The organism is Pantoea sp. SO10, assembly GCF_005281435.1.
GTDB classification, from domain to species: domain Bacteria; phylum Pseudomonadota; class Gammaproteobacteria; order Enterobacterales; family Enterobacteriaceae; genus Pantoea; species Pantoea leporis.
Window position 1 is genome coordinate 2247574 of the sequence record NZ_CP040095.1, and the last position, 26115, is coordinate 2273688.

The 26115-nt window shown below is 51.6% G+C and carries 26 protein-coding genes; 12 read left to right on the forward strand and 14 right to left on the reverse strand.

Going from position 1 to position 26115, the window contains the following annotated elements; genetic code table 11:
• Positions 1-37: 37 nt before the first annotated feature.
• From trpB to FCN45_RS10465, 3 genes are all read left to right on the forward strand, one after another.
• Positions 38-1231 (forward strand): tryptophan synthase subunit beta, encoded by a 1194-nt coding sequence (trpB, locus tag FCN45_RS10455; protein ID WP_101764259.1) that lies wholly within the window; start codon positions 38-40, stop codon positions 1229-1231.
• Positions 1231-2034: a tryptophan synthase subunit alpha gene (gene trpA / locus FCN45_RS10460; protein ID WP_101764258.1), complete on the forward strand. Its 804-nt coding sequence runs from the start codon at positions 1231-1233 to the stop codon at positions 2032-2034. The genes trpB and trpA overlap by 1 nt, the downstream gene beginning before the upstream one ends.
• 250 nt (positions 2035-2284) lie before the next feature.
• Positions 2285-2599 (forward strand): BON domain-containing protein, encoded by a 315-nt coding sequence (locus tag FCN45_RS10465; RefSeq protein ID WP_101764257.1) that lies wholly within the window; start codon positions 2285-2287, stop codon positions 2597-2599.
• A gap of 46 nt (positions 2600-2645) precedes the next feature.
• On the opposite strand, the gene ompW is transcribed toward FCN45_RS10465, so the two are convergent.
• Positions 2646-3278 (reverse strand): outer membrane protein OmpW, encoded by a 633-nt coding sequence (gene ompW / locus FCN45_RS10470; RefSeq protein WP_064738828.1) that lies wholly within the window; start codon positions 3276-3278, stop codon positions 2646-2648.
• Between the two features lie 246 nt (positions 3279-3524).
• On the opposite strand from ompW, the gene FCN45_RS10475 reads away from it, so the two are divergent.
• From FCN45_RS10475 to yciA, 4 genes are read left to right on the forward strand one after another with little or no spacing between them, the layout of a single operon-like run.
• The gene (locus tag FCN45_RS10475) at positions 3525-3941 is read left to right on the forward strand and encodes a YkgJ family cysteine cluster protein (RefSeq protein ID WP_101764256.1); all 417 of its coding nucleotides are present in this window, start codon (positions 3525-3527) and stop codon (positions 3939-3941) included.
• Between the two features lie 27 nt (positions 3942-3968).
• Positions 3969-4703: a YciC family protein gene (locus tag FCN45_RS10480; RefSeq protein WP_101764255.1), complete on the forward strand. Its 735-nt coding sequence runs from the start codon at positions 3969-3971 to the stop codon at positions 4701-4703.
• Between the two features lie 58 nt (positions 4704-4761).
• Positions 4762-5301: a septation protein A gene (locus FCN45_RS10485; protein WP_008106564.1), complete on the forward strand. Its 540-nt coding sequence runs from the start codon at positions 4762-4764 to the stop codon at positions 5299-5301.
• A gap of 54 nt (positions 5302-5355) precedes the next feature.
• Positions 5356-5775, forward strand: a complete 420-nt coding sequence (gene yciA, locus FCN45_RS10490) for an acyl-CoA thioester hydrolase YciA (RefSeq protein ID WP_007892397.1) — start codon at positions 5356-5358, stop codon at positions 5773-5775.
• 54 nt (positions 5776-5829) lie between these two features.
• Here the strand turns inward: yciA and tonB are convergent, their stop codons facing one another.
• Positions 5830-6558, reverse strand: coding sequence for a TonB system transport protein TonB (tonB, locus tag FCN45_RS10495; RefSeq protein WP_210421261.1), 729 nt, complete (start codon positions 6556-6558; stop codon positions 5830-5832).
• 205 nt (positions 6559-6763) lie between these two features.
• On the opposite strand from tonB, the gene FCN45_RS10500 reads away from it, so the two are divergent.
• On the forward strand, positions 6764-7060 hold the full coding sequence (locus FCN45_RS10500; protein WP_101764253.1) for a YciI family protein: 297 nt from the start codon (positions 6764-6766) through the stop codon (positions 7058-7060).
• Positions 7061-7250: 190 nt separating this feature from the next.
• On the opposite strand, the gene FCN45_RS10505 is transcribed toward FCN45_RS10500, so the two are convergent.
• The gene (locus FCN45_RS10505; protein WP_137385893.1) at positions 7251-7424 is read right to left on the reverse strand and encodes a YciY family protein; all 174 of its coding nucleotides are present in this window, start codon (positions 7422-7424) and stop codon (positions 7251-7253) included.
• A 162-nt stretch (positions 7425-7586) separates the two neighbouring features.
• Between FCN45_RS10505 and cls the strand changes: the two genes are divergently transcribed.
• A complete protein-coding gene (gene cls, locus FCN45_RS10510; RefSeq protein ID WP_101764252.1) occupies positions 7587-9047 on the forward strand; it encodes a cardiolipin synthase in 1461 nt (486 codons plus the stop codon).
• Between the two features lie 37 nt (positions 9048-9084).
• A complete protein-coding gene (locus FCN45_RS10515) occupies positions 9085-9414 on the forward strand; it encodes an HI1450 family dsDNA-mimic protein (protein WP_196761379.1) in 330 nt (109 codons plus the stop codon).
• Between the two features lie 43 nt (positions 9415-9457).
• Here the strand turns inward: FCN45_RS10515 and oppF are convergent, their stop codons facing one another.
• The 7 genes from oppF to FCN45_RS10550 all read right to left on the reverse strand — a co-directional run bounded on the left by oppF (position 9458) and on the right by FCN45_RS10550 (position 18070).
• Positions 9458-10462 (reverse strand): murein tripeptide/oligopeptide ABC transporter ATP binding protein OppF, encoded by a 1005-nt coding sequence (gene oppF, locus FCN45_RS10520; RefSeq protein ID WP_101764250.1) that lies wholly within the window; start codon positions 10460-10462, stop codon positions 9458-9460.
• Complete coding sequence (locus FCN45_RS10525; protein ID WP_061718771.1) at positions 10459-11478, reverse strand: ABC transporter ATP-binding protein; 1020 nt, start codon at positions 11476-11478, stop codon at positions 10459-10461. Before FCN45_RS10525 ends, oppF begins: the two co-directional genes overlap by 4 nt.
• Positions 11479-11489: 11 nt before the next feature.
• Positions 11490-12398 (reverse strand): oligopeptide ABC transporter permease OppC, encoded by a 909-nt coding sequence (gene oppC / locus FCN45_RS10530; RefSeq protein WP_008106577.1) that lies wholly within the window; start codon positions 12396-12398, stop codon positions 11490-11492.
• 15 nt (positions 12399-12413) lie between these two features.
• Positions 12414-13334 (reverse strand): oligopeptide ABC transporter permease OppB, encoded by a 921-nt coding sequence (gene oppB, locus FCN45_RS10535; RefSeq protein ID WP_007892378.1) that lies wholly within the window; start codon positions 13332-13334, stop codon positions 12414-12416.
• Between the two features lie 80 nt (positions 13335-13414).
• Positions 13415-15055 carry an oligopeptide ABC transporter substrate-binding protein OppA gene (gene oppA / locus FCN45_RS10540; protein WP_110866261.1) on the reverse strand — a complete coding sequence of 547 codons (1641 nt, stop codon included), beginning with the start codon at positions 15053-15055 and terminating at the stop codon, positions 13415-13417.
• A gap of 159 nt (positions 15056-15214) precedes the next feature.
• Positions 15215-16849 (reverse strand): ABC transporter substrate-binding protein, encoded by a 1635-nt coding sequence (locus FCN45_RS10545; protein WP_137385894.1) that lies wholly within the window; start codon positions 16847-16849, stop codon positions 15215-15217.
• Positions 16850-17422: 573 nt separating this feature from the next.
• Entirely contained in the window at positions 17423-18070 is a 648-nt protein-coding gene (locus tag FCN45_RS10550; protein WP_008106584.1) for a YchE family NAAT transporter, read from the reverse strand.
• Positions 18071-18516: 446 nt separating this feature from the next.
• On the opposite strand from FCN45_RS10550, the gene adhE reads away from it, so the two are divergent.
• Positions 18517-21192: a bifunctional acetaldehyde-CoA/alcohol dehydrogenase gene (gene adhE, locus FCN45_RS10555; protein ID WP_101764245.1), complete on the forward strand. Its 2676-nt coding sequence runs from the start codon at positions 18517-18519 to the stop codon at positions 21190-21192.
• Positions 21193-21247: 55 nt separating this feature from the next.
• Here the strand turns inward: adhE and tdk are convergent, their stop codons facing one another.
• A complete protein-coding gene (gene tdk, locus FCN45_RS10560; protein WP_101764244.1) occupies positions 21248-21868 on the reverse strand; it encodes a thymidine kinase in 621 nt (206 codons plus the stop codon).
• A gap of 402 nt (positions 21869-22270) precedes the next feature.
• Here tdk and hns point away from each other — a divergent pair, with 402 nt between their 5' ends.
• Positions 22271-22678, forward strand: a complete 408-nt coding sequence (gene hns, locus FCN45_RS10565) for a histone-like nucleoid-structuring protein H-NS (protein WP_101764243.1) — start codon at positions 22271-22273, stop codon at positions 22676-22678.
• A gap of 95 nt (positions 22679-22773) precedes the next feature.
• On the opposite strand, the gene FCN45_RS10570 is transcribed toward hns, so the two are convergent.
• From FCN45_RS10570 to galU, 3 genes are read right to left on the reverse strand one after another with little or no spacing between them, the layout of a single operon-like run.
• On the reverse strand, positions 22774-23781 hold the full coding sequence (locus FCN45_RS10570; protein ID WP_137385895.1) for an NAD-dependent epimerase: 1008 nt from the start codon (positions 23779-23781) through the stop codon (positions 22774-22776).
• Positions 23782-23791: 10 nt separating this feature from the next.
• Positions 23792-25135 (reverse strand): UDP-glucose/GDP-mannose dehydrogenase family protein, encoded by a 1344-nt coding sequence (locus tag FCN45_RS10575; protein WP_137385896.1) that lies wholly within the window; start codon positions 25133-25135, stop codon positions 23792-23794.
• A gap of 23 nt (positions 25136-25158) precedes the next feature.
• Positions 25159-26067: a UTP--glucose-1-phosphate uridylyltransferase GalU gene (gene galU, locus FCN45_RS10580; protein ID WP_137385897.1), complete on the reverse strand. Its 909-nt coding sequence runs from the start codon at positions 26065-26067 to the stop codon at positions 25159-25161.
• Between the last annotated feature and the right edge of the window lie 48 nt (positions 26068-26115).

Sequence of the window (26115 nt, forward strand, 5' to 3'; positions counted from 1 at the left end):
GCCCGCCATGGTGCGGGCCGAATAAGGAAGATGAAAAATGACCACGTTATTGAATCCCTATTTTGGCGAGTTTGGCGGCCAGTACGTACCACAAATCCTGATGCCAGCCTTGCGCCAGTTGGAAAATGCGTTTGTTGAAGCGCAGCGCGATCCCGAGTTTCAGGCCGAGTTTACTGACCTGCTGAAAAACTACGCTGGACGCCCAACGGCTTTGACGCTGTGCAGCAACCTGACTAAAGGCAGCAAAACCCGCCTCTATCTAAAGCGTGAAGATCTGCTGCACGGTGGCGCGCACAAAACCAACCAGGTGCTGGGTCAGGCGCTGCTGGCAAAACGCATGGGCAAAAACGAGATCATCGCGGAAACCGGCGCCGGTCAGCACGGTGTCGCGTCAGCGTTAGCCTGTGCCCTGCTGGGCATGAAGTGCCGCATCTATATGGGCGCCAAGGATGTTGAACGTCAGTCGCCAAACGTATTCCGTATGCGTCTGATGGGCGCGGAAGTGATTCCGGTGCATAGCGGCTCAGCCACGCTGAAAGATGCCTGTAACGAGGCGCTGCGCGACTGGTCTGGCAGCTATGAAACCGCGCACTACATGCTCGGCACCGCCGCAGGCCCGCACCCGTTCCCGACGATCGTACGCGAATTCCAGCGCATGATTGGCGAAGAGACCAAAGCCCAGATTCTGGAGCGCGAAGGTCGTCTGCCCGATGCGGTGTTAGCCTGCGTGGGCGGTGGTTCGAACGCGATCGGTATGTTCGCTGATTTCATCGAAGAAGAAAGCGTTGGCCTGATCGGCGTGGAGCCGGCCGGTCACGGGATCGAAACCGGAGAACACGGTGCGCCGCTCAAGCACGGTCGCGTGGGGATCTATTTCGGTATGAAAGCGCCGATGATGCAGACCGAAGAGGGGCAGATTGAAGAATCCTACTCAATCTCTGCGGGTCTGGACTTCCCGTCAGTGGGTCCTCAGCATGCGCATCTAAACAGTATCGGCCGCGCGGAATATGTTTCGATCACCGATGACGAAGCGCTCAGCGCCTTTAAAGAGCTGTGCCGTGCTGAAGGGATTATTCCTGCGCTCGAATCCTCACACGCGCTGGCACATGCACTGAAAATGATCCGCGAAAATCCGGAAAAAGAGCAGCTGCTGGTGGTTAACCTTTCTGGTCGCGGCGATAAAGACATCTTCACCGTTCACGATATTTTGAAAGCCAAGGGAGAGATCTGATGGAACGTTATAATCAGCTGTTTCAACGTCTGTCGGCGCAGCAAGAAGGCGCGTTTGTCCCCTTCGTTACTCTCGGCGATCCGTCACCTGAACTTTCGCTGAAAATTATCGATACCCTGGTGGAAGGCGGTGCGGATGCGCTAGAACTCGGTATTCCGTTCTCGGATCCGCTGGCCGACGGCCCAACCATTCAGGGCGCGACGCTGCGTGCCTTTGCTTCCGGCACCACCGTGGCGCAGTGCTTTGAAATTCTGGCGACCGTGCGTCAGAAATATCCCGAGCTGCCGATTGGCTTGCTGATGTACGCCAATCTGGTGTTCAGCAAAGGTATCGATAACTTTTATGCACAGTGTGAAGCGGTGGGCGTCGATTCCGTGCTGGTTGCGGATGTGCCGCTGGAAGAGTCTGCGCCCTTCCGTCAGGCTGCGCTGCGCCACAATGTGGCGCCGATCTTTATCTGTCCACCAAATGCTGACGATGAACTGCTGCGTGAGATCGCTGCGCACGGTCGCGGTTATACCTATTTGCTGTCACGCGCAGGCGTCACCGGTTCGGAAAATCGTGCCAGCCTGCCGCTGCATCACCTGATCGAAAAGCTGCGTGAGTTTAACGCTGCGCCGCCGCTGCAGGGCTTTGGTATCTCTGAACCCGGCCAGGTGAAAGAAGCCATCGCCGCTGGTGCGGCGGGTGCCATTTCCGGGTCGGCAATTGTGAAAATCATTGAGCGTAACCAGAACGATCCGGCCACGCTGCTCAGCGAGCTGAAAGCCTTTGTGAGTAGTCTGAAAGCAGCCACCCGCTAAAATCCTTCAGGGCCTTATTCGCTGGTGCGGATAAGGCCTTTTTATTGCCAAAAATATCCCCAAACTCAAATTCCCGGCTACTCTCAGATTTTCATGCCCAGCGAAAACTGCGATTGGATCAATAAGTGGTAAAAACGCCCTATTTCTGACTTTTTCACGCGCGCCGATTTGCTGATTTCGCATCTCCAGACCACAATTAATTGCGCCGCCCCATTGCGGCGAAACATCATCTAAGACAGGGAGATAACCAATGAAATTTTTCAAAGTCGTTGCAGGATTTATGATGGCTGCGGTAATGGCGCTGGCACTTAGCGCGTGTGCACCCACAGCAACCAAAGAAGGCACTGGCGGTTACATCGACGATACCGTGGTAACCACCAAAGTTAAGGCTCAGCTGTTGAATGACGAGTCGCTGAAATCGACCGAAATCAATGTTGAAACCTTCAAGGGTAAAGTTCAGCTGAGCGGTTTTGTCAGCTCCCCGCAGATGGCAAATCGCGCGGTGGCCGTAACGCGTAGCGTGGCGGGCGTGAAATCTGTGGTTAACAATATGCAGATCAAATAACACAACGGGCGACCTTCTGGTCGCCCGCTTCATTTCTGGTTGCCGATTAGAATCGATATCCCGCACCAAAGAAGAACACCCACGGATCGATACGCGTGTTGATGTTTTGCTGCTCACCGCCAGCTTTAAATTTCACTTCGGTATCAATATCCATGTACCACAGCGAGGCATTCAGCATCCAGTCGCGGTTGATTTGATAATCCAGACCGACCTGGCCCGCCATGCCCCACGAGTCTTTCACGCTCAGGTCGCTTAATCCGGCATCCTCACCCGTTTGGTTGAATTTGGCATCGTAGAAGGTGGTGTAGTTGATACCGACGCCAACGTACGGGCGGACTTTACTTTTGCTATCAAAGAAATAGTACTGCGCCATTAAGGTCGGCGGCAGCTGACGAACGGTGGCCAGATTACCGGTGGCGCCCAGTCCAACCTTATGACGGAACGGGGTTGCAGCCAGCAGCTCAACGCCGATGTTATCCGTTGCCATATAGGTGAAGGTCAAGCCCAGCTGCGTATCGTTGCTAACGTTAAAGCCGCCCATACCCAGCACATTGTCAGAGCCTTCAGTCGGACGAACGGTGGCGCTACCTGCACGCATAAAGAAATCACCGGCTTCATGAGCCAGAGCCAGTTGCGGAATTGCCAGCGCCATCAGCAGTGCGCATTTTGCCAGTTTCATAATCACTCCTTTGCCAAATAAAGATGGGTCTCAATGTTGAATGCGGCACAACATTTACCCCTTTTTTGGTAAAAGATCATCTGCATCAATCTAAATTAATCACTTAAAAAACAATGAATTGATTAAGATAAATTTTGGCTTTACAGCGCGTAATAAAAGTCCGCTTGCGAAAATTTTTCGCCGTGACTATTTTACCATTCCCCTGTGTGATTTTGGTTCGATACCTTAAAGGTGGCGGGCGATCAGATGAGCGATTCACTAAATCCTTGCGTGACCTGTGGCGCATGCTGCGCGCACTTCCGTGTCTCATTTTACTGGGCCGAAGCCGATGATGGCGCCGGTGCTGTTCCCGTTGAATTAACCGAACCGTTAACCCCGTTTATGCGCAATATGCGCGGCACCAACCAACGCCAGCCGCGCTGTATTGCGCTACAGGGCGACGTCGGCGGCTGCGTATCCTGCGGCATTTATCAGCAGCGCCCTTCGCCCTGTCGGGAGTTTTCGATGTCCGGCGAGAACGGTGAACAGAACGAAGCCTGCGATCGCGCCCGTGCTCGCTACGGTCTTCCTGCGCTTTTTCACCCTTCTTTACCTGTTATGACAGAAAGTTATCCCAATGCGGGTGCCAGCACGCCAGTAGAACATGTACAATCGCCGGGTTAATTAATCCGGTTCTTTCAAGGAGTTTACATGTCTATCACGGCAAGCTCGTTATACCGTGACACAGGAAATTTTTTGCGCCATCAGCTGGTTACTATTTTACTGCTGGCGCTGCTGACCTCGTTCATTACTGTGATCGTCGGCCACGCGTTAACGCCAGGTGAAGACCAGCTCTCGTTGTTGAGCCAGTCCGATGACAGCGCATCGTCGCTGTTTGAGCTGGTACAAAATATGTCTCCGGATCAGCAGCGTATTTTGCTGCGCGCTTCCGCTGCAGGCACGTTCGCTGCGTTGATTGGCAACACGCTGCTGCTGGGTGGCATGCTGCTTCTGATCCCTATGGTATCGGGCGGACAACGCGTCAGCGCGCTGCGCGCTATTGGTGCATCTGCGCCCATCCTGCCAAAGCTGCTGCTGCAGACCTTCCTGATCACCCTGCTGGTTCAATTGGGCTTTATGGTGCTGATGGTACCGGGCGTGATTCTGGCGATCCTGTTTTCACTGGCACCGGTGATTCTCGCCAATGAGAAGCTCGGCGTGATTGGCGCGATGCGTGCCAGCATGCGTCTCGCCTGGAAGAATATTAAGGTTATCGCACCGGCTATTGTGCTGTGGCTGCTGGCCAAAATTGTGCTGATGTTCTTCTTTTCATCGCTGACCGTGCTGCCCGCCAATATCGCCTCCGTGGTGTTGAACGCGCTAGGTAACCTGGTCTCCGCAGTGCTGATTATCTATCTGTACCGGCTGTATATGCTGTTACGTTAATCGTTATGGCGCTCACCCGGGCGCCATAACTGTATGCTCCTGCCTACTTGGAAACGCTATGAAGCAGTTACTCGATTTTCTTCCCCTGGTGGTTTTCTTCATCTTCTACAAGCTGTACGACATCTTTGTTGCTTCTGGCGCATTGATCGTTGCCACCGGTCTGGCGCTGGTCGTCAGTTGGGTGCTCTACCGCAAGCTGGAAAAGATGACCATTTTTACCTTTGTGCTGGTCGCGGTATTCGGCACGCTGACGCTGGTATTCCATAACGATGAATTCATCAAATGGAAAGTCACGGTGATCTATTCGCTGTTTGCCGTCGCGCTGCTCTACAGCCAGTGGTTTATGAAGCAACCGCTGATTCAAACCATGCTGGGCAAAGAGTTACAACTGCCTTCAGGCGTGTGGCGCAATCTCAACATTGCCTGGGCAATCTTCTTTCTCGCCTGCGGCTTAGCGAATATTTATGTTGCGTTTTGGTTATCGCAGGAATTTTGGGTTAACTTTAAGGTGTTCGGTCTGACCGGCCTGACCCTACTCTTTACCCTGTTAAGCGGCGTGTATATCTGGCGACAGATGCCGCAACAAGAACAAAAATAATGCCACTCCGCCCGACAGCGTCGGGCTTCTCTTCACCTGCAGAAGAACTGAGCAATGGACGAAAAACATAAGTCGCCGCAAGGCGAGATGGTGTTGCGTACCCTGGCCATGCCAGCGGATACCAATGCCAACGGAGATATCTTTGGTGGCTGGTTGATGTCGCAGATGGATATGGGCGGCGCAATTAAGGCGAAAGAGATTGCCGAAGGACGTGTCGTCACCGTGCGCGTGGACGGAATGACGTTCCTTAAACCGGTGGCGGTTGGCGATGTGGTGAGCTGCTACGCACGCTGCATCCGCACCGGCAACAGTTCCATGACCATAAACGTCGAAGTGTGGATCAAGAAAGTGTCGTCCGAACCGATTGGACAGACCTACTGCGCAACCGAAGCGGTATTTGTCTACGTCGCCGTCGACAATACCGGGCAATCTCGCCCGCTGCCGCCCGGCAGAAGCAATTTAAGCGATCTGTAACATTAAAAAAGCGGTCATCTGACCGCTTTCTTTTTACCTCTCAGCCACGAGTGCTCATTCGATATTGGCGCCACCATTGATGCGGAATACGATGTTCATGGTGAGATTCTTGCCCGGACGACCTGGCTGATAACGCCACTTCTTCATCGCCTGCTTCACTTCGCGCTCGAACATGTTGCGCGGTTCTGCCGACAAAATCTGGACGTTATCCACACGACCGTCGCTATCAACGTCAAACTGCACCCGCACACGTCCCTCAACACGCAGCGCGAACGCACGTGCCGGATAGGCAGGCTTGCTGACGCTCATCGCTTTCGGACCATCTGAGATGCTCGGCGTTGCGGTCGGATTGGCTTTCGGCGCGGTTGTTGGACGCGTCTGCGTGGTTGGCGCTTCCTGCTTAAACGGATTTTCCTGCGGCTTCACTTGCTGACGCTGTTTCGGCTCGACCTTCTTTTCAACCTTTGGCTTCGGTTTAGGTTTTGGCTTCGGCTTAGGTTCCGGTTTAGGAATCGGTACCGGCTCAACCTTCGGCGGCTCTGGCGCCACTTCAGGCTCCGGCTCAGGCTCAGGAGGCGGCGGCGTGACCTGGGCAGGCGCAGGTTCGGGTTGCACTTCCGGAGCCACCAGCGAAACGCTGATAGGCTGGGACGCTTTTGGAACTTCAATCACCTGATGAAACGATGCATAGAGAATGCCAGCGATCAACGAACCGTGAAGTACCACGGATAAAATTACAGCAATGGGGGTACGTGAAGGTAAAGGCGTAGTCAACGTGGTCATATCATTCATGTTCATTGAGTGAAGCGCAGATTTTAAATGCAAATAGCAATCAGTTTCAATAAGCGATGTGCAAGCGCCCCGCAGAAAGGTCTTTTTAAACCCTGATTGCGCTGAATGACAGCGTATTTATCTTTCGTTTGCACTCTGATTAACGATCACTTAACGTGTCACGCAATTTCGGCAAGTCTAACGGGAGTATCCCATCGTGCTTTACGTCATTTATGCGGAAGATACCGCTGATTCACTTGAAAAACGCAACTCGGTACGTCCCGCGCATCTTGCTCGTTTGAAGCTGTTGCAAGATGAAGGTCGACTGATTGCTGCGGGTCCGCTGCCAGCAGTTGACAGCAACGATCCAGGCCCGGCCGGTTTCAGCGGTTCCGTGATCATCGCCGAATTCTCTTCACTGGAAGTCGCGGAATCATGGGCCAAGGATGATCCCTACATTGCCGCAGGCGTGTATGAGAAAGTCGCGGTCAAACCGTTCAAACGCGTTTTCTAATCTATGTGGTTGTCAGTTTTACTGCTGGTGATAGCATTCGCTCTCATCGGCAGAGCACTTTGGCTATGGCGTCAGCAAGGCTGGCGCAACGCTCGGCAGCACGTTGTAATGTTAATTGTGCTGGCAGCGGCAGTAGAGATGGTCAATGTCATCCGGGTGCTACGCGGCACATGATGGCCGCGTAAACCCATCAGTCCATTTGCGAGATAAACAGGATGGAGCGGCGATGTTGCTGCGCCACCTGATGACGAATGGTATGGATGCGCTTATAACGACGCGACTGCCCTTCCAGCCAGCGAGAACGACGACGGTGTACCTGACGTAACATTCTCCAGCGCGCCACTTCATTTTTGCTGCGTCTCATCACATCCTCTCAGACAGGCTAAACTCGGCAGGCATTATAAAGATCTGCCAGGAAATGCCAAATCGAAAGCTTCATCGAAACCTCATTCACGATTAAAGGTTTCACTCCCTGTGATCAGCACGTAAACTTTGCACAACAAAGCGCGAACAGGACGTCCACTTAATGACCACATTTTATACCCTAATCAGTTGGTTGCTGCTGTTTGGTTACTGGCTGCTGATTGCGGGTGTCACGCTACGTATTCTGATGAAACGCCGCGCAGTCACCTCAGCAATGGCCTGGCTGCTGATCATCTACATTCTACCGCTGGTGGGTATAATCGCTTATCTCTCTTTTGGTGAGCTGCATTTAGGTAAAAGGCGTGCCGAACGCGCGCGCACCATGTGGCCCTCCACCGCCAAATGGCTCAACGATCTCAAACAGTGCCGGCATATCTTCGCCACCGAACACAGCGACGTCGCGCGGTCCCTGTTTGATTTGTGCCGCCATCGTCAGGGCATCGCCGGCGTGAAAGGTAATCAGCTGCAGTTGCTGACCAACTCCGATGACGTGATGCACGCACTGATCCGTGATATCCAGCTGGCACGGCATAATATCGAGATGGTGTTCTATATCTGGCATCCCGGCGGGTTGGCCGATGAAGTGGCGGAATCGCTGATGGCTGCATCGCGTCGCGGTGTACATTGCCGTTTGATGCTGGATTCAGCGGGCAGCGTCACCTTCTTCCGCAGTCCGTGGGTCAATATGATGCGCAATGCCGGCATCGATGTGGTTGAAGCGTTGCAGGTAAGCCTGCTGCGTGTTTTCCTGCGCCGCATGGACTTGCGACAGCATCGTAAAGTGGTGCTGATCGATAACTACATCGCTTATACCGGCAGCATGAATCTGGTCGATCCACGCTTCTTTAAGCAGGAAGCCGGCGTGGGCCAATGGATTGACCTGATGGCGCGCATGGAAGGCCCGGTGGCAACCACCATGGGTATTGTGTATGCCTGCGACTGGGAGATTGAAACCGGTAAACGCATTCTGCCGCCCGCGCCGGATGGCAACGTGATGCCCTTCGAACAGGAGAGCGGACATACCATTCAGGTAATCGCTTCTGGGCCCGGCTTTCCGGAAGATATGATCCACCAGGCGTTACTCACAGCGGTGTACTCCGCGCGTCAGCAGCTGATTATGACCACGCCCTACTTTGTGCCGAGCGATGACCTGCTGCACGCCATCTGTACCGCAGCGTTACGCGGTGTGGAAGTGAGCATCATTGTGCCGCGCCATAATGATTCGCTGCTGGTAGGCTGGGCGAGTCGTGCCTTCTTCACCGAACTGCTGGAAGCCGGCGTGAAGATTTACCAGTTTGAAGATGGCCTGTTGCATACCAAAAGTGTGCTGGTTGACGGGCAGCTGAGTTTGGTCGGCACGGTTAATCTGGATATGCGCAGCCTGTGGCTCAACTTTGAGATCACCTTGGTGGTTGATGATGACGGCTTTGGCAGCGATCTCGCTACCGTGCAGGATGATTACATCGCCCGCTCACGCTTACTGGATGGTGCTCGCTGGGCTAAACGTGCCTGGTGGCAACGCATCGTTGAACGACTGTTTTACTTCTTTAGTCCTTTACTGTAAAACGAGCGAAAATATTACCGCCTCAGGGCAAGCAGGAATGACCATGGATTTAAATAATCGTCTTACTGAAGATGAAACGCTGGAGCAGGCTTACGATATTTTTCTTGAGCTGGCTGGCGACAATCTCGATCCCGCTGACATTATTCTGTTCAATCTGCAGTTTGAAGAGCGCGGTGGCGCGGAACTGTTCGATCCGGCGGAAGACTGGCAGGAACATGTTGATTTCGATCTCAACCCAGACTTCTTCGCAGAAGTGGTGATTGGCTTAGGTGAAGCCGACGGCGAGCCGATCACTGATGTGTTCGCACGCGTCCTGCTTTGCCGCGAGAAAGATCACAAACTCTGCCACATCCTGTGGCGCGAGTAAGCGACAGACAAAAAAACGCCGGGCAGTCGCCCGGCGTTTTCATTTACAGCGGATCGACTTTTAAACAAGAGACCGCATGACGGAAGCTGCCTTCCAGCAGCGGCCGGGTTTTCGCGCACTCTGGTCCGGCAATCGGGCAACGGGTGCGGAACACGCATCCCGATGGCGGATTGATCGGCGATGGCAGCTCTCCTTCCAGCAGCTGGATTTGCTTGTTCTTCTCCAGGTCCGGATCGGGAATCGGCACCGCTGACATCAGCGCGCGGGTGTACGGATGCTGCGGATTGTTATACACCGCATCGTAAGTACCCAGCTCAACCGCATGCCCGAGATACATCACCAGCACGCGATCGGAGATGTGTTTTACCACCGCCAAATCGTGTGCGATAAAGATCAGTGACAGCCCCATTTCTCGCTGCAATTGCTGCAACAGGTTAACGACCTGCGCCTGAATCGACACGTCCAGCGCCGATACAGGCTCATCGCAGATGATCAGCTTCGGCTCGAGAATCAGCGCACGCGCAATGCCAATACGCTGACACTGGCCGCCCGAGAACTCGTGCGGATAGCGGTTGATGAGGTTAGGTAACAACCCAACCTTCATCATCATGGTTTTCACCTTATCCTTCACTTGCTGGCCCGGCATCTTCGGGTAATAGGTGCGCAGCGGTTCAGCAATGATATCGCCAATGGTCATACGCGGATTGAGCGATGCCAGCGGATCCTGGAAAATCATCTGGATATCGCTGCGCGCCTGACGCCATTGCTCCTGGCTTTGCCCGAGCAGATCGCGTCCTAACCAGGCGACGCGCCCTTCTGTGGCTTTTACCAGGCCAATGATGGCGCGGGCCAGCGTTGATTTACCGCAGCCTGATTCGCCTACCACGCCCAATGTTTCACCTTCATACAAACGCAGACTGACGCCGTCGACCGCTTTCAGGGTATGCGGTGGCTGCCAGAACCACTGTTTGCCATCCTTAATCTCGAAGTGCACCTTAAGGTCGGCGATCTCCAGCAGGACTTTTTTCTCTTCGACTACGGTGCTCATACTAACTCCTCCACCGGCTTGAAGCAGGCACGCAAGCGCCCTTCAGCGAAAGGCTCCAGCGGCGGTGCCTTGGCACAAATGTCCATGGCGTAGGCGCAGCGAGGCTGGAACGGACAGCCTTGCGGCAGGCGCAGCAGGTTTGGCGGGTTGCCTGGAATGGTGGTCAGCGACTCGCCCTCCTCAGCATCCAGACGCGGCACCGCACTCAGCAAGCCAATCGAGTATGGATGGGCAGGATGATAGAACACATCGCGTGCACGGCCATATTCCATGGTACGACCGGCGTACATCACCAGCACTTTGTCACAGATACCCGCTACCACGCCGAGATCGTGGGTAATCATCACAATTGCGGTATTGAATTCGCGCTTCAGCTCATTCAGCAGCGTCATGATCTGCGCCTGTACGGTCACGTCGAGCGCCGTAGTCGGCTCATCGGCAATCAGCAGCTTCGGCCGACACAGCAGCGCCATCGCAATCATCACACGCTGACGCATACCGCCCGAGAACTCATGCGGAAACATCTTCATACGCTTACGCGCTTCCGGCATTTTCACCGCATCCAGCATGCGCACCGACTCTTCGAACGCCTGCGCGCTGTTCATGCCTTTATGCAGCTTCAGCACTTCCATTAACTGCTCGCCGACGCGCATGTAAGGGTTAAGCGACGTCATTGGATCCTGGAAGATCATCGCAATCTGCTCTGCGCGCAGTTTGTTGAGCTTGTTTTCCGGCAGATTGAGGATCTCTGCGCCGTTAAATTTTGCTGAACCGCCAATGCGCCCATTTTTTGCCAGCAGGCCCATCAAGGCAAACGCGGTTTGCGATTTCCCCGAGCCGGATTCGCCAACAATGCCCAGCGTTTCACCCGCATGCAGTGAAAAGTTGAGGTCGTTCACAGCGGTGACATCGCCATCGTGGGTGCTGAAGGTGACGCGCAGGTCTTTTACATCAAGCAGCAGGTTATTGTTTCCCGCACGTGCAGCCATGGCTGGCTGAAATTCATGAATGGTCATCGGGAAACTCCTTAACGATCTTTCGGGTCGAGGGCATCACGCAAGCCATCGCCGATAAAGTTAAAACAGAACAGCGTGACCACGAGGAAACCTGCCGGGAACATCAGTAACCACGGCGACACTTCCATCGAGTTGGCGCCATCGCTCAGCAATGCGCCCCAACTGCTCAGCGGTTCCTGAGTGCCGAGGCCAAGGAAGCTGAGGAAAGATTCGAACAGGATCATGCTGGGCACCAGCAGCGAGGCATACACCACCACTACGCCTAATACGTTCGGCACAATGTGACGCAGCACGATTTTGAAGGTGCTCACACCGCCGACCTGCGCCGCTTCGATGAACTCTTTGCGCTTCAGGCCCAGCGTCTGCCCACGTACGATACGCGCCATATCCAGCCACGACACCATGCCGATCGCCACAAAGATCAGCAGAATATTGCGACCAAAGAAGGTTACCAGCAGGATAACGAAGAACATGAACGGGAAGGAGTTGAGGATCTCCAGAATACGCATCATCACCGAGTCGATTTTACCGCCCAGATAACCCGCCAGTGAGCCATACAGCGTGCCCACCAGCACCGCGATCAGCGCGGAGGCGATACCCACCATCAGCGAGATACGGCCACCAATCGCAACTCGCACCAGCAGATCGCGACCCGATGAATCGGTGCCAAACCAGTGGCCGGAGACGGTATCCGGCGCGGCAGACATCATCGCCCAGTCGGTATCGTCATATTTGAACTGCGACAACATCGGGGCGAACACCACGAACAAAGTGATCACCAGCAGCACCAGCAGGCTGATGAAGGCTGCGCGGTTGTGAATAAAGCGGCGACGCGCGTCCTGCCAGAGGCTGCGCCCTTCGACTTCCAGTTTTTCACTGAAGGCATCCAGAGCTTCGCTGTTTTTCTTACTTAACATCATGGGCGAGCTCCACAATCAGTAACGGATTTTCGGATCGATCACGGCGTACAGCACATCAACGATCGCGTTAAACAGAATGGTCAGCACGCCAACCAGAATGGTCAGACTCATCACCAGCGAGTAGTCACGGTTCAATGCCCCGTTAACGAACAGCTGCCCAATGCCCGGCAAACCATAGATGGATTCAATCACCATGGAACCGGTGATGATGCCGACAAACGCCGGTCCCATATAGGAAAGCACCGGCAACATGGCAGGCTTTAGCGCGTGACGTAGCACGATACGACGCAATGGCAGTCCTTTAGCGCGCGCGGTACGGATGAAGTTTGAATGCATCACTTCAATCATCGAACCACGGGTAATACGCGCGATGCTGGCGATGTAGGCCAGTGACAGCGCCACCATCGGCAGCAACATGTAATTCCATTGGCCGCCGTTCCAGCCGCCGCCTGGTAGCCAGCGTAAGGTAATCGCAAACACCAGCACCAGTAACGGTGCCACGACAAAGCTGGGGATCACCACGCCGGTCATCGCGACCCCCATCACGGCATAATCCCACAAACTGTTTTGCTTCAGGGCGGCGATCACGCCAGCCGTTACGCCCAGCACCACGGCGAGGAAGAAGGCAGCCAGACCAAGTTTGGCTGACACCGGGAAGGCGTGGCCGACCAGATAATTGACCGAGTAATCTTTGTATTTAAACGAAGGGCCAAAGTCGCCATGTGCCAACTGCACCAGGTAGCTCAGGTACTGTTTGCCAATGGGATCGTTGAGATGGTACTTAGCTTCGATATTCGCCATCACTTCCGGCGAGAGGACACGTTCGCCGGTAAATGGACTGCCGGGTGCCAGTCGCATCATAAAGAAAGAGATGGTGATGAGGATAAACAGCGTCGGGATGGCTTCAAGGAGCCGACGCAGGATGAATTTTAACATTGCCGTACCTACCAGGCTGTTGCTTCACAAAGTAAAAAGGCGGTGCCGCAGCACCGCCACTGTCGATAGCCTGAGTGCTATTAATGTTTAATGATATACAGGTTTTTATCGACGGTTTTATCCAGCGGATCGTTGCCGGTGTAACCGCCCACGTAAGGTTTCACCAAACGCGCATTGACGTAGTAGTAAACCGGTACAATGGTGCTGTCTTTATCCAGAATCTGCTCAGCTTTCTGATAATCCGCTACGCGCGCTTTATCGTCTGTGGCTTTAACCGCATCGTGAATAACTTTATCGAAGTCAGCGCTTTTGTAGTGCGAGGTGTTACTGCTGCTGTCAGACAGCATGATGTTCAGGAATGAAGTCGGTTCGTTGTAATCCGCACACCATGCCGCACGAGAAACATCAAAGTTGCCCTGATGACGCGTGTCGAGGAAAGTTTTCCACTCCTGGTTTTCCAGCTTGATGTTGACGCCGATGTTTTTCTTCCAGATAGATGAGGCGGCGATCGCCAGTTTTTTGTGCAGATCGGAGGTGTTGTACAGCAGGTTGAAGGTCAGCGGTTTATCCGCGGTGTAACCCGCTTCAGCCAGCAGTTTTTTCGCTTCTTCGTTACGCTTGTTCTGATCCCACTTGAACCAATCCGGCGGCAGCAGTTCCATGCCATCGGTGGCTGGCGGGGTGAAGCTGTAAGCCGGTTGCTGACCTTGTGCCAGAACCTTGTTCACCATGATGTCGCGATCCAGACCGAGTTTCAGTGCGGTACGCACGCGTGGATCGGTGAATGGCGCTTTCTGGTTATTGATTTCGTAGTAATAGGTGCACAGGTATGGCTTGACCATCAACTCTTTGCCGTTGTCCCGCTGCAGTTTTTTGAACAGCTCGATAGGCATGTTGTTGTAAGTGATATCGCTGCCGTTCTCAGAGAAGTAACGGTTAACGTCGCTGACTTCGGAGTTAATTGGCAGGAAGGTGACTTTGTTCAGCACGGTGTGCTCGTTATCCCAATACTGCGGGTTACGCACCAGCGTTACGCGTTCGTTGATCACGTGCGATTCAAGTTTAAAGGCGCCGTTACCGACCCAGTTTTGCGGTTGAGTCCACTGATCGCCAAATTTGTCGATCGCCGGCTTATACACCGGAGACATCACGGAGTTGATCAGCAGCTTATAGAAGTAGGGTACGGGCTCGCTCAGCGTCACTTCCAGCGTGTGATCGTCGATGGCTTTTACGCCCAGCTCGGAAGTTGGCTTTTTACCGGCGATGATGTCGTCAACATTGACGATGTGGCCGTATTGCGGATAGCTGGCGTAAGGCGATGCGGTTTTCGGATCGACCAGGCGCTGCCAGCTATATACGAAATCTTGTGCAGTGACCGGCTCACCGTTGGACCATTTAGCGTTCTTGCGCAGGTGGAAAGTCCAGACTTTGAAATCTTTGTTTTCCCAGCTTTCCGCAACGCCCGGTACCGGTTTGCCATCACTGTCGCTGGTGATTAAACCTTCATACAGATCACGTGCGATGTTATCTTCGGGTACACCTTCAATCTTGTGGGGATCCAGCGACTGTACTTCATCGCCGTTACCGCGAACCAGTTCCTGTTTTGCTGCCAATTCAACGCCTGCTGGCACTGTTGCTGCCAGCGCGGCATTCCCTGCCAGCGCGCCGATTGCGGCTAATACGCCCGCGGCAATCAGGCTTTTTTTTGTGATGTTGTTCATTATTACGCTCCAGTTTTATTATCTTTACCGGGTCGATTTAACGCCCGGCGTACCCCGTTTCCAGGTGATCTTCGCGTGTCTGAACGAAGACCCTAATCACCCTTCAGGGTTTACCACGGTAAAGTGCCGCCCGACTGTAGCGCCGGATCGGCCCATTACTCAATGTTTCTTTATGTAATAGTATTTCAACGCCAACATGTCCTGCGGATCTTTGCCGGTAAAACCACCCACCCAGGGTTTTACCAACCGCACGCTGACGCGGTAATAGACCGGTACGATTGGCGAGTCTTTATCGAGTTGCGCTTCCGCCTGCTGATAAAGCGAGGCGCGCTTTGCTTCGTCTGCGCTGGTTAATGTTTGCTTCATCAACTGGTCAAACGCCGGGCTGTGGTAAAACGCGGTGTTATTGGATGAACCGCTCAACAGCATATTCAGGAAGGTAGAAGGTTCGTTGTAATCTGCGCACCATGTGGCGCGTACCACGTCATACTGCGCCTGATGGCGCGTCTCCAGCAGCGTTTTCCACTCCTGGTTCTGCAATGTCACCACCGCCCCCAAATTTTTCTGCCACATCGAGGCCGCAGCAATCGCCTGTCGCTTGTTTTGTTCGGAGGTGTTGTACAGCAGCGTAAAACGCAGCGGGTTTTGCTGATTAAAGCCGGCATCGGCTAATAACTGTTTGGCGCTGGCATTACGCTCGGACTGCGTTTGTTGCGCCCAGGCCGGTGGGGAAAGCGTGATACCGTGGGTAAACGGCGGCGTCAATCCGTAGGCAGGAATCTGGCCCTGGCCCATGATCTTCTGCGCAATGATGTCGCGATCGAGGGTTAACTTTAGCGCGGCGCGTACGCGCGCGTCATCGAATGGCGCTTTTTTGTTATTAATTTCGTAATAGAAGGTGCACAGCAACGGACTGATTTTGACCTCATCGCCAAGATCCTGCTGTAACTTTTTGAACATCTCCGGCGGCACCACGCTGTTGGTCATATCAGTGCCACCGCTGCGATAGCGGTTGATATCGCTGTTCTCTGAGGAGAGCGGTAAAAATACGCCCTCTTCCATCACCGTGTGGGCATTATCCCAATACTGTGGATTGCGTTTAACCACGATTTTTTCATTTACCACCCACTCCGCGAGTGTAAAAGCGCCATTGCCAACATAATGTTGCGGCTGTGTCCACTGCTCGCCCCACTGCTCTATCGCCGGACGATAGACCGGTTTCATCGCGCTGTGAGCCAGCATGGCTACAAAATAGGGAACGGGTTCAGAAAGGGTGACTTGCAGATGACGATCATCGAGGGCTTTAACGCCGAGTTCAGACGGTGCGGCTTTGCCAGACAGAATGGCGTCAACGTTCGCCACATGCGCTGCCTGTAAGTAGCTGGCGTAAGGCGAAGCAGTTTTAGGATCGGCCAGGCGCTGCCAGCTGTAGACGAAATCCTGCGCAGTAACAGGCTGGCCGTTACTCCAGCGTGCATCGTCACGCAGCGTGAAAGTCCAGATGCGCCCATCTTCGCTTTGCCACTGCTGAGCCACACCGGGGACCAGTTGACCGTTATTATCGGTTTCAACCAGGCCTTCCAGTAAATTACGCATGACATTGGATTCCGGCACGCCTTCTGCTTTCTGCGGATCAAGCGTTGCCACCTCACTGCCATTATTGATCACGATACGCTGTAATTCTGATAATTGCGTGCCCGCGGGAATTTGGGCTGCCTGGCTTGCTGCCAGTGCGCCTGTAAGGCAGAAGGCAAGCACTGAACGTACGGCCGTTTTCGCTACCATGCATTTCATCAACAAATATCAACCTTAATCATATGCCTGATAGCCTGTAAGCAAGAAGCGTACACATTTGTCACTATCAGATAAAAAATTTGTGATGTGCCGAAAATTATCAGAACCGATGCCCGCACGCCAAAGCTAAACTGCAAAAATGTTAGCAGATTCTCTTTTATCACGTTCGGGTGAGTAGGAAAAGTGTTAATTCCTTTATTGAATTATCGATTAACCAAATGATTTTAAAGTTATTTGTAGGGTAACTGCATGTAATTTACTCGTTATTGTTCTTTCAATACGATTTTTACGAATTCGACTATAAAAATAGCCATTATCCGCATAAAGAGTCATCGATTAACTTATCAACTTTTCTCAAATGCTAATTTCAAAGATATGTGCAGAACAATTATCTGTGACAATTATCACAGTTTAGTGTGAGGTTTTACTCGGATGGGATGAGGATAGTAGTAAAAGTGATGCTGGACGTTTGCAGTTAAGGTTAATGAATAAATCAACCAAAATGGTGCAATAAAACGAAGATATGCACCATTTTGGATCGTGAAATCTCTTAAAAGAAAAAAATAACTTCGTTTAATTCAGCAAACCAGGAAAAATAGATTTCATACCTGTAACAATAAACTCGATGCCCAACGCCATTAACAACAAGCCCATAATACGGGTAATCACGTTAATCCCGGTTTGTCCAAGCACCCGCACCATCAACGGTGCTGCGCGGAACAGCAGCCAACAGCAAAAGGCGAAAATGGCAATCGCGATACTAAAACCAATTAAGTTCTGCCAGCTGTGATAACGCGTACTCCAGACAATGGTTGAACTAATTGCACCGGGACCAGCCATTAACGGTAACGCTAGCGGTACCACGCCAATGCTTTCGCGAATAGCGCTCTCTGACTTCTCCTGCTTGTTCTGCTTATCCTCACCCAGTTTTCCGCTGATCATCGACATCGCGATAGTGACCACCAGAATACCGCCAGCAATACGAAAGGAATCTATCGAAATGCCAAACAGATGCAGGATGCCATCGCCAAGAAACAGTGACGTCCAGAGGATGATGGCCACGGCCAGGTTGGCGGTAAGATTGGTTTTATTTCGTTCAACCACCGCCTGATAGCTGGTCATGCTGATAAAGACCGGGATGATACCTACCGGATTTACCAGGGCAAACAAACCGACAAAAAACTTAATGTAGCCGGAAAGATCGAGTAGCACGGGATTCAAAGTAGGCTCCGGTAAAGTCTGAGTAGAAAAGCGCGCTTAATGTAGTGCATAAGCCGGGCGAAAAACCAGAGGTGACGGCAGAAATTTATGCTATACGTCTGGCTTTGAGCCAGTTTTTTCAACTGCTGTTAACCGTTGGTTATTGCGATGCAGCCGATGCGTGCAGAATATGTGGCACATCGCGCTAACTTTACTTGCGAAAGTTAGTGCTGAAAGGTGTCAGCTTAGATCCGGATTGATCTGCATCAAAATTTACCTACCTCATCAGGGGTAATCTTACCCCGTCGAAACAACTTCCTGACGCTTAAGTATCTTGACCAGGAAACCCTTTTAGTAAGCAACGGCAATACAGACGCCAACCTGACCAATATATAAGCATAGCGTGACTATACTTCTGGATTCAGGCTTGTTTACTAAAAGAGTTTAACTTCCTTCAGGAGAGCACTATGGCCGTTACTAATGTTGCCGAACTTAATGCACTGGTTGAACGTGTAAAAAAGGCACAGCGTGAGTACGCTAATTTTAGTCAGGAACAAGTTGATGCAATCTTCCGCGCTGCCGCCCTCGCCGCTGCAGACGCACGCATTCCACTGGCCAAGCTGGCCGTTGCCGAATCAGGTATGGGTATTGTTGAAGATAAAGTCATCAAGAACCACTTTGCTTCTGAATACATCTATAACGCCTATAAAGATGAAAAAACCTGCGGTATTCTCGCCACTGATGACACCTTCGGCACGATTACTATTGCTGAACCGATTGGCCTGATCTGTGGCATCGTTCCTACCACCAACCCAACTTCTACGGCGATTTTCAAAGCACTGATCAGCCTGAAAACCCGTAACGGCATTATCTTCTCTCCGCATCCACGTGCGAAAGATGCCACTAACAAAGCCGCTGACATTGTGCTGCAGGCAGCGATTGCGGCGGGTGCGCCAAAAGATATCATCGGCTGGATCGACACCCCATCTGTCGAACTTTCTAATCAGTTAATGCATCACCCTGATATCAACCTGATCCTTGCAACCGGCGGTCCGGGCATGGTCAAAGCCGCTTACAGTTCCGGTAAACCCGCGATTGGTGTTGGTGCCGGTAACACGCCAGTGGTAATTGATGAAACAGCGGATATCAAACGCGCTGTCGCATCCATCCTGATGTCGAAGACCTTCGATAACGGTGTGATTTGTGCGTCTGAGCAATCCGTAATTGTGGTTGATTCGGCTTATGACGCGGTACGTGAGCGTTTTGCCAGCCACGGCGGCTATCTGTTGCAAGGTAAAGAGCTGAAAGCGATTCAGGATATCATTCTGAAGAATGGCGCGTTGAATGCGGCGATTGTCGGCCAGCCGGCGACGAAGATTGCCGAATTGGCGGGAATTAGCGTGCCGGCAACCACCAAGATTCTGATTGGTGAAGTGAAACTGGTTGATGAATCTGAGCCTTTTGCGCATGAAAAACTCTCTCCAACCTTAGCGATGTACCGGGCGAAGGATTACCACGACGCGGTCGATAAAGCTGAAAAACTGGTAACCATGGGCGGTATCGGCCACACCTCATGTCTGTATACCGATCAGGATAATCAGATTGAGCGTGTGCACTACTTCGGCGACAAAATGAAGACCGCGCGTATTCTGATTAACACGCCGGCGTCACAAGGTGGTATCGGTGACCTGTACAACTTCAAGTTGGCTCCATCACTGACGTTGGGCTGTGGTTCATGGGGCGGTAACTCCATTTCTGAAAACGTGGGACCAAAACATCTCATCAACAAGAAAACCGTGGCCAAGCGAGCTGAGAATATGTTGTGGCATAAACTTCCGAAGTCTATTTACTTCCGTCGCGGCTCACTGCCGATTGCTCTGGAAGAAGTGGCAACTGATGGTGCCAAACGCGCCTTTATCGTTACCGACCGCTTCCTGTTCAATAATGGCTATGCCGATCAGGTGACTCGCGTACTTAAATCTCACGGTATTGAAACCGAAGTCTTCTTCGAAGTAGAAGCTGACCCAACGCTGAGCATCGTCCGTAAAGGTGCAGAGCAGATGAACAGCTTTAAACCTGATGTGATTATCGCACTCGGCGGTGGTTCACCGATGGATGCAGCAAAAATCATGTGGGTGATGTACGAACATCCTGAGACGCATTTCGAAGAACTGGCACTGCGCTTTATGGACATCCGTAAACGCATCTATAAGTTCCCGAAAATGGGTGTTAAAGCGCGTATGGTAGCCATCACTACCACTTCCGGTACGGGTTCTGAAGTAACGCCGTTTGCCGTGGTGACGGACGATGCGACCGGCCAGAAATATCCATTAGCGGATTATGCGCTGACGCCAGATATGGCCATAGTTGATGCCAACCTGGTGATGGATATGCCGCGTTCACTTTGCGCCTTCGGTGGCCTCGATGCGGTAACGCACTCACTTGAAGCATACGTCTCCGTATTAGCGAATGAGTATTCTGATGGCCAGGCCTTGCAAGCACTGAAACTGCTGAAAGAGAACCTGCCAGCCAGTTATCGCGATGGCGCAAAAAATCCGGTAGCACGTGAACGCGTTCACAATGCGGCAACTATCGCGGGGATTGCGTTCGCAAACGCCTTCCTGGGTGTGTGTCACTCAATGGCGCATAAACTGGGCTCTGAGTTCCACATTCCACACGGTCTGGCAAACGCCCTGCTGATTTCAAACGTCATTCGCTATAACGCCAATGACAACCCGACTAAGCAAACGGCTTTCAGCCAGTACGACCGCCCACAAGCACGTCGTCGTTATGCTGAGATTGCTGACCATCTGGGACTCTCCGCCGCTGGCGACCGCACCGCGCAGAAAATTGAAAAACTGCTCGCCTGGCTTGAAGAGATGAAAACGCAGTTGGGCATCCCAACCTCAATCCGCGAAGCGGGCGTGCAGGAAGCTGATTTCCTCGCGAAAGTGGACAAGCTGGCTGAGGATGCATTCGATGACCAATGTACCGGTGCGAACCCACGCTATCCGCTGATTGCTGAGTTAAAACAAATCATGCTGGATACCTTCTACGGTCGTGAATTCTCTGAGTCATTGAGTGAGAATGCTCAAGAAGTTAAAGCCGAAGTGAAAATTGACAAGAAAACCAAAAAAGCCTAAACCGCTTTAAACAAAAAACCCGCTACGGCGGGTTTTTTTATGGCTTGCTGATGAGTTAAACCTGCGGCGATTGTGAGCCATATATCGCCTGAAGTGAACCCTCATCGATTGCCTGCTTATAGTGTTTACGGCAGACCGATATATAACGCTCATTGCCACCAATCACCACCTGCTCGCCTTCGCTGAAAGGTTTACCCTTTGCATCAAGACGAAGCACCATACTGGCTTTTCTGCCACAGTGGCAGATGGTTTTAAGCTCAACCAGCTTATCCGCCCATGCCAGTAAATATTGGCTGCCAACAAACAGCTCTCCACGGAAATCTGTGCGCAGGCCATAGCAAAGCACCGGAATATCCAGATTGTCGACAACATCAGATAATGCTTTGACCTGTTCGCGTGTAAGGAACTGGCTTTCATCGACCAACACGCAATGCACGGGTTGCTTCGCATGCTCTGCAGCTATTTCCTCATCGAGCTTTGTCTCATCGTTATATAAAAATGCAGGAGACGAAAGCCCGATACGTGAACTGACTTTGCCTGCACCAAAGCGGTTGTCGATCTCGGCGGTATAAACCAACGATCGCATACCACGTTCATGATAATTATAAGAAGACTGTAGCAAAGCCGTTGATTTACCCGCATTCATCGCAGAGTAATAAAAATAAAGTTGAGCCATTAGAAAATCTCATCGCAGCCTATATCTGTTGCGGCGCAGTTTACCATAAACCTGTATAGCTGTAGCGATGCATTATTTTTATCATCTGCTCAAAATAACATCACCATTAAGATGGATATCACAGTCACTATAGAAAGAAAGCACGTTTTGACAAAATAACGATTACGCCGATATTTTATTCATTTAAATTAAAGCCGAAGCGTCAGGTTCAGCGTTCAGTCTGGTCAGCAAGTTAGAAAAGATTACCAAATAAGTAAATATATTCTGAAGAGCGTTATCAATCTGCCCTTCTTTTTTATTTTTACGTTTTGCTTTTAAATCTGGCTATTGCAGTTATTTTTTTGCACCATTATTATGAGTCGGCAGAACAACTCCCATTTATTATATTTTGAGATTAGGACAATGAGCGAAGCACTTAAAATTCTTAATAATATCCGTACATTGCGCGCACAAGCTCGGGAATGCTCTCTGGAAACATTGGAAGAGATGCTAGAAAAACTCGAAGTTGTGGTCAATGAGCGTCGTGAAGATGATACTCATGCACAAGCGGAAAATGCAGAACGCACACGCAAACTCGAACAATACCGCGAGATGCTAATTGCCGATGGTATTGACCCAAATGATCTGTTACAGGCATTATCTGAAACGAAAGTTCCGGGCAAAGCTAAGCGCGCTGCGCGTCCAGCTAAATATTCTTACGTTGATGAAAACGGTGAAAACCGTACCTGGACTGGCCAGGGCCGCACTCCTGCTGTGATTAAAAAAGCAATTGAAGAACAAGGTAAACAACTGGACGATTTCCTACTGTAATCATTCCAGCGCTCAGCATTGTAATTAGTTCATCGCTAATTCACTTTGACCAGGTAAGAAAAAGGAAGCCAATGGCTTCCTTTTTTCATGCTTAATTATTGTTGATAGAAGCGGCGATACCAATCAACAAAATGCTGCACACCCTGCTCTACGCTAGTTTGAGGACGGAAATTGATCGCGTCGTACAAAGGTTGCGTGTCAGCGCTGGTGCCCAGTACGTCGCCAGGTTGCATGGGCAGCATATTTTTTTTCGCTTCAATGCCCAATGCTTTTTCCAGCGACTCAATATACGTCATTAAGCTGGTCGGCTGGCTATTACCAATGTTGTAAACGCGGTAAGGAGCCGAGCTGCTGGCGGGAGAACCTGCTTCCACCGTCCACTTTTCATCCGGTTGAGGAATCACATCCTGCAAGCGCACGATTGCTTCAGCAATATCATCGATAAACGTAAAGTCACGCGTCATTTGTCCGTTGTTATAGACGTCAATTTGCTCACCCGCTAACATCGCGCGTGTAAATTTGAACAACGCCATATCCGGACGCCCCCATGGGCCATACACGGTGAAGAAACGTAATCCCGTTGTGGGCAATTGATAAAGGTGTGAATAGGTATGCGACATCAATTCGTTGGCTTTTTTTGTGGCCGCATAAAGTGAAACCGGATGGTCAACGGAATCGTCCGTTGAAAAAGGCATTTTGCGATTCAGGCCATAAACTGAACTGGATGAGGCATACAAAAGGTGGCCGATTTTATGATGACGGCAACCTTCAAGAATATTGAGGTGGCCGATTAGATTTGCTTCGGCATAAGCATGGGGATTTTCGATTGAATAACGCACGCCGGCTTGAGCGCCCAAATGAATAACGCGTTCAAACGCATGCTCAGCGAATAAAGAGGAAATGGCCTGGCGATCCGCCAGGTCCATTTTTACGAAAATAAAATCAGGATGTTGGGTGTTCTGGTCTAAACGAGCCTGTTTCAAGCTGACATCATAATAGTCATTCAGGTTATCGATGCCGACAACCTGGTGACCAGCGGCCAGCAAACGCTGACTGACGTGAAATCCAATAAAACCTGCCGCGCCGGTGACCAGAAACTTCATACATCCCTCATTATTCTACGATTTTAATTGACGCTCCGCGGCCGATTGCATAGTACGTGAAACCGCGCTTGCTGATACGCTCAGGATCATACAGGTTACGACCATCAAAAATCACGGGTTCTTTTAACGCACTTTTGATGACGTCAAAGTCTGGCGCACGGAAGTTTTGCCACTCAGTACAGATCACTAAGCCATCCGCACCCTGCAGCGCTGCTTCCTTGGTACCCATCAACTTCAGATCGTTACGATGGCCGTAAATGCGTTGCGCTTCGTCCATCGCTTCTGGGTCGAACGCCTGAACCGTTGCCCCTGCTTCCCACAGCGTCTCCATCAGCACGCGGCTGGAGGCTTCACGCATATCGTCAGTGTTCGGTTTGAACGCCAGTCCCCACAGAGCAAAGGTTTTGCCGCGCAGATCGTCGCCAAAATGGCGTTTAATAAAGGTTGGCAGCTTGTTCTTCTGCGAATCGTTGACGTCTTCAACCGCCTGCAGTAGACGCGGAGTGTAACCAATTGACTCAGCAGTGCGAATCAGCGCCTGCACGTCTTTCGGGAAACAAGAACCGCCATAGCCGCAGCCTGGATAGATGAAGTGATAACCAATACGTGAATCTGAACCAATACCCTGGCGAACTTTCTCAACGTCGGCTCCCAGACGTTCTGCCAGGTTAGAGATCTCGTTCATGAAGCTGATTTTGGTTGCCAGCATGCAGTTAGCCGCATATTTGGTCAGCTCTGCACTGCGGATATCCATCAAAATCATACGATCATGATTACGGTTGAACGGCTCGTACAGCTCGCGTAACAGCTCAACCACTTCATCATTATCGGTACCGACAACGATACGTTCAGGACGCATGCAGTCATTGACTGCCGCACCTTCTTTGAGGAATTCCGGGTTTGAAACCACGTCAAAGGCGATGTTTGCATCACGCTTTTGCAGGGTTTCCGTCATTACCGCTCGCACGCGATCTGCGGTACCCACTGGTACAGTAGATTTGTCGATAACAACTTTGTGATCGTTCATGTGCTGCGCAATCGTGCGCGCAACGGCAGTCACATACTTCAGATCGGCAGAACCGTCTTCATCCGGTGGCGTACCCACGGCGATAAACTGCATCACGCCATGATTAACGCCTTCTTCCGCATTCGTACTGAACTTCAGGCGACCCGACTCGTAATTAGACATAACAAGCGGCGTCAGGCCTGGTTCAAAGATCGGAATATTGCCTTTCTTTAAGTTCTCGACTTTCTTTTCGTCGACATCAATGCAGAGAACGTCATGTCCGACTTCGGCCAACACCGCAGCCTGAACCAGACCGACATAGCCGATACCAAATACAGTGACTTTCATTGAATTATCCTGTGTTTATTGAGTTACTTTTTGTTGCCTACCGCGCCTTCAAGCCACTGGGTGAAATCTTTACCCAGCACTGGATGGCGAACGCCGTACTCAACAAACGCTTGCATGTAACCCAGTTTGTTACCGCAGTCATGGCTGACACCGTTCAGGTGATAAGCTTCAACGGTCTCTTTTTCCATCAGCATCGCAATGGAGTCAGTCAGCTGAACTTCGCCACCTGCACCTGGAGGCGTTTTCGCCAGCAGCGGCCAGATTTCAGCAGACAACACGTAACGTCCTACAACGGCCAGGTTTGATGGGGCTTCTGAAGCTTTAGGCTTCTCAACCACGCCAACCATTGGCGCGCTCTGACCTGCAGAGAGTTCAGCACCCTGGCAATCAACTACACCGTAAGCGGTTACATCAGCAACCGGCTCGACCATGATCTGGCTGCGGCCGCTCTCTTCGTAACGAGCCAGCATCTCTGCCAGGTTGTCTTTGGTTGGATCACATTCGTATTCGTCGATGATTACGTCTGGCAGGATTACAGCGAACGGCTCATCACCAATCAGCGGATGTGCGCACATTACTGCGTGGCCCAGGCCTTTCGCGATACCCTGACGAACCTGCATGATGGTGACGTGTGGAGGGCAGATTGACTGGATTTCGTCCAGCAGCTGACGCTTAACACGTTTTTCCAGCATAGATTCCAGCTCAAAACTGGTATCAAAGTGGTTTTCGATGGCGTTTTTAGAAGAGTGCGTAACCAGCACAATCTCGTTAATGCCTGCTGCAATGCACTCATTCACGACATACTGGATCAACGGCTTATCGACCAACGGTAACATCTCTTTTGGAATAGCTTTGGTCGCAGGCAGCATACGCGTGCCGAGGCCTGCAACTGGGATTACCGCTTTTTTAACTTTAGTCTTATAGGCAGACATCAAAAATACCTCTCTTAATAGGCCGTTCAAGTTAATACTTGATATGTC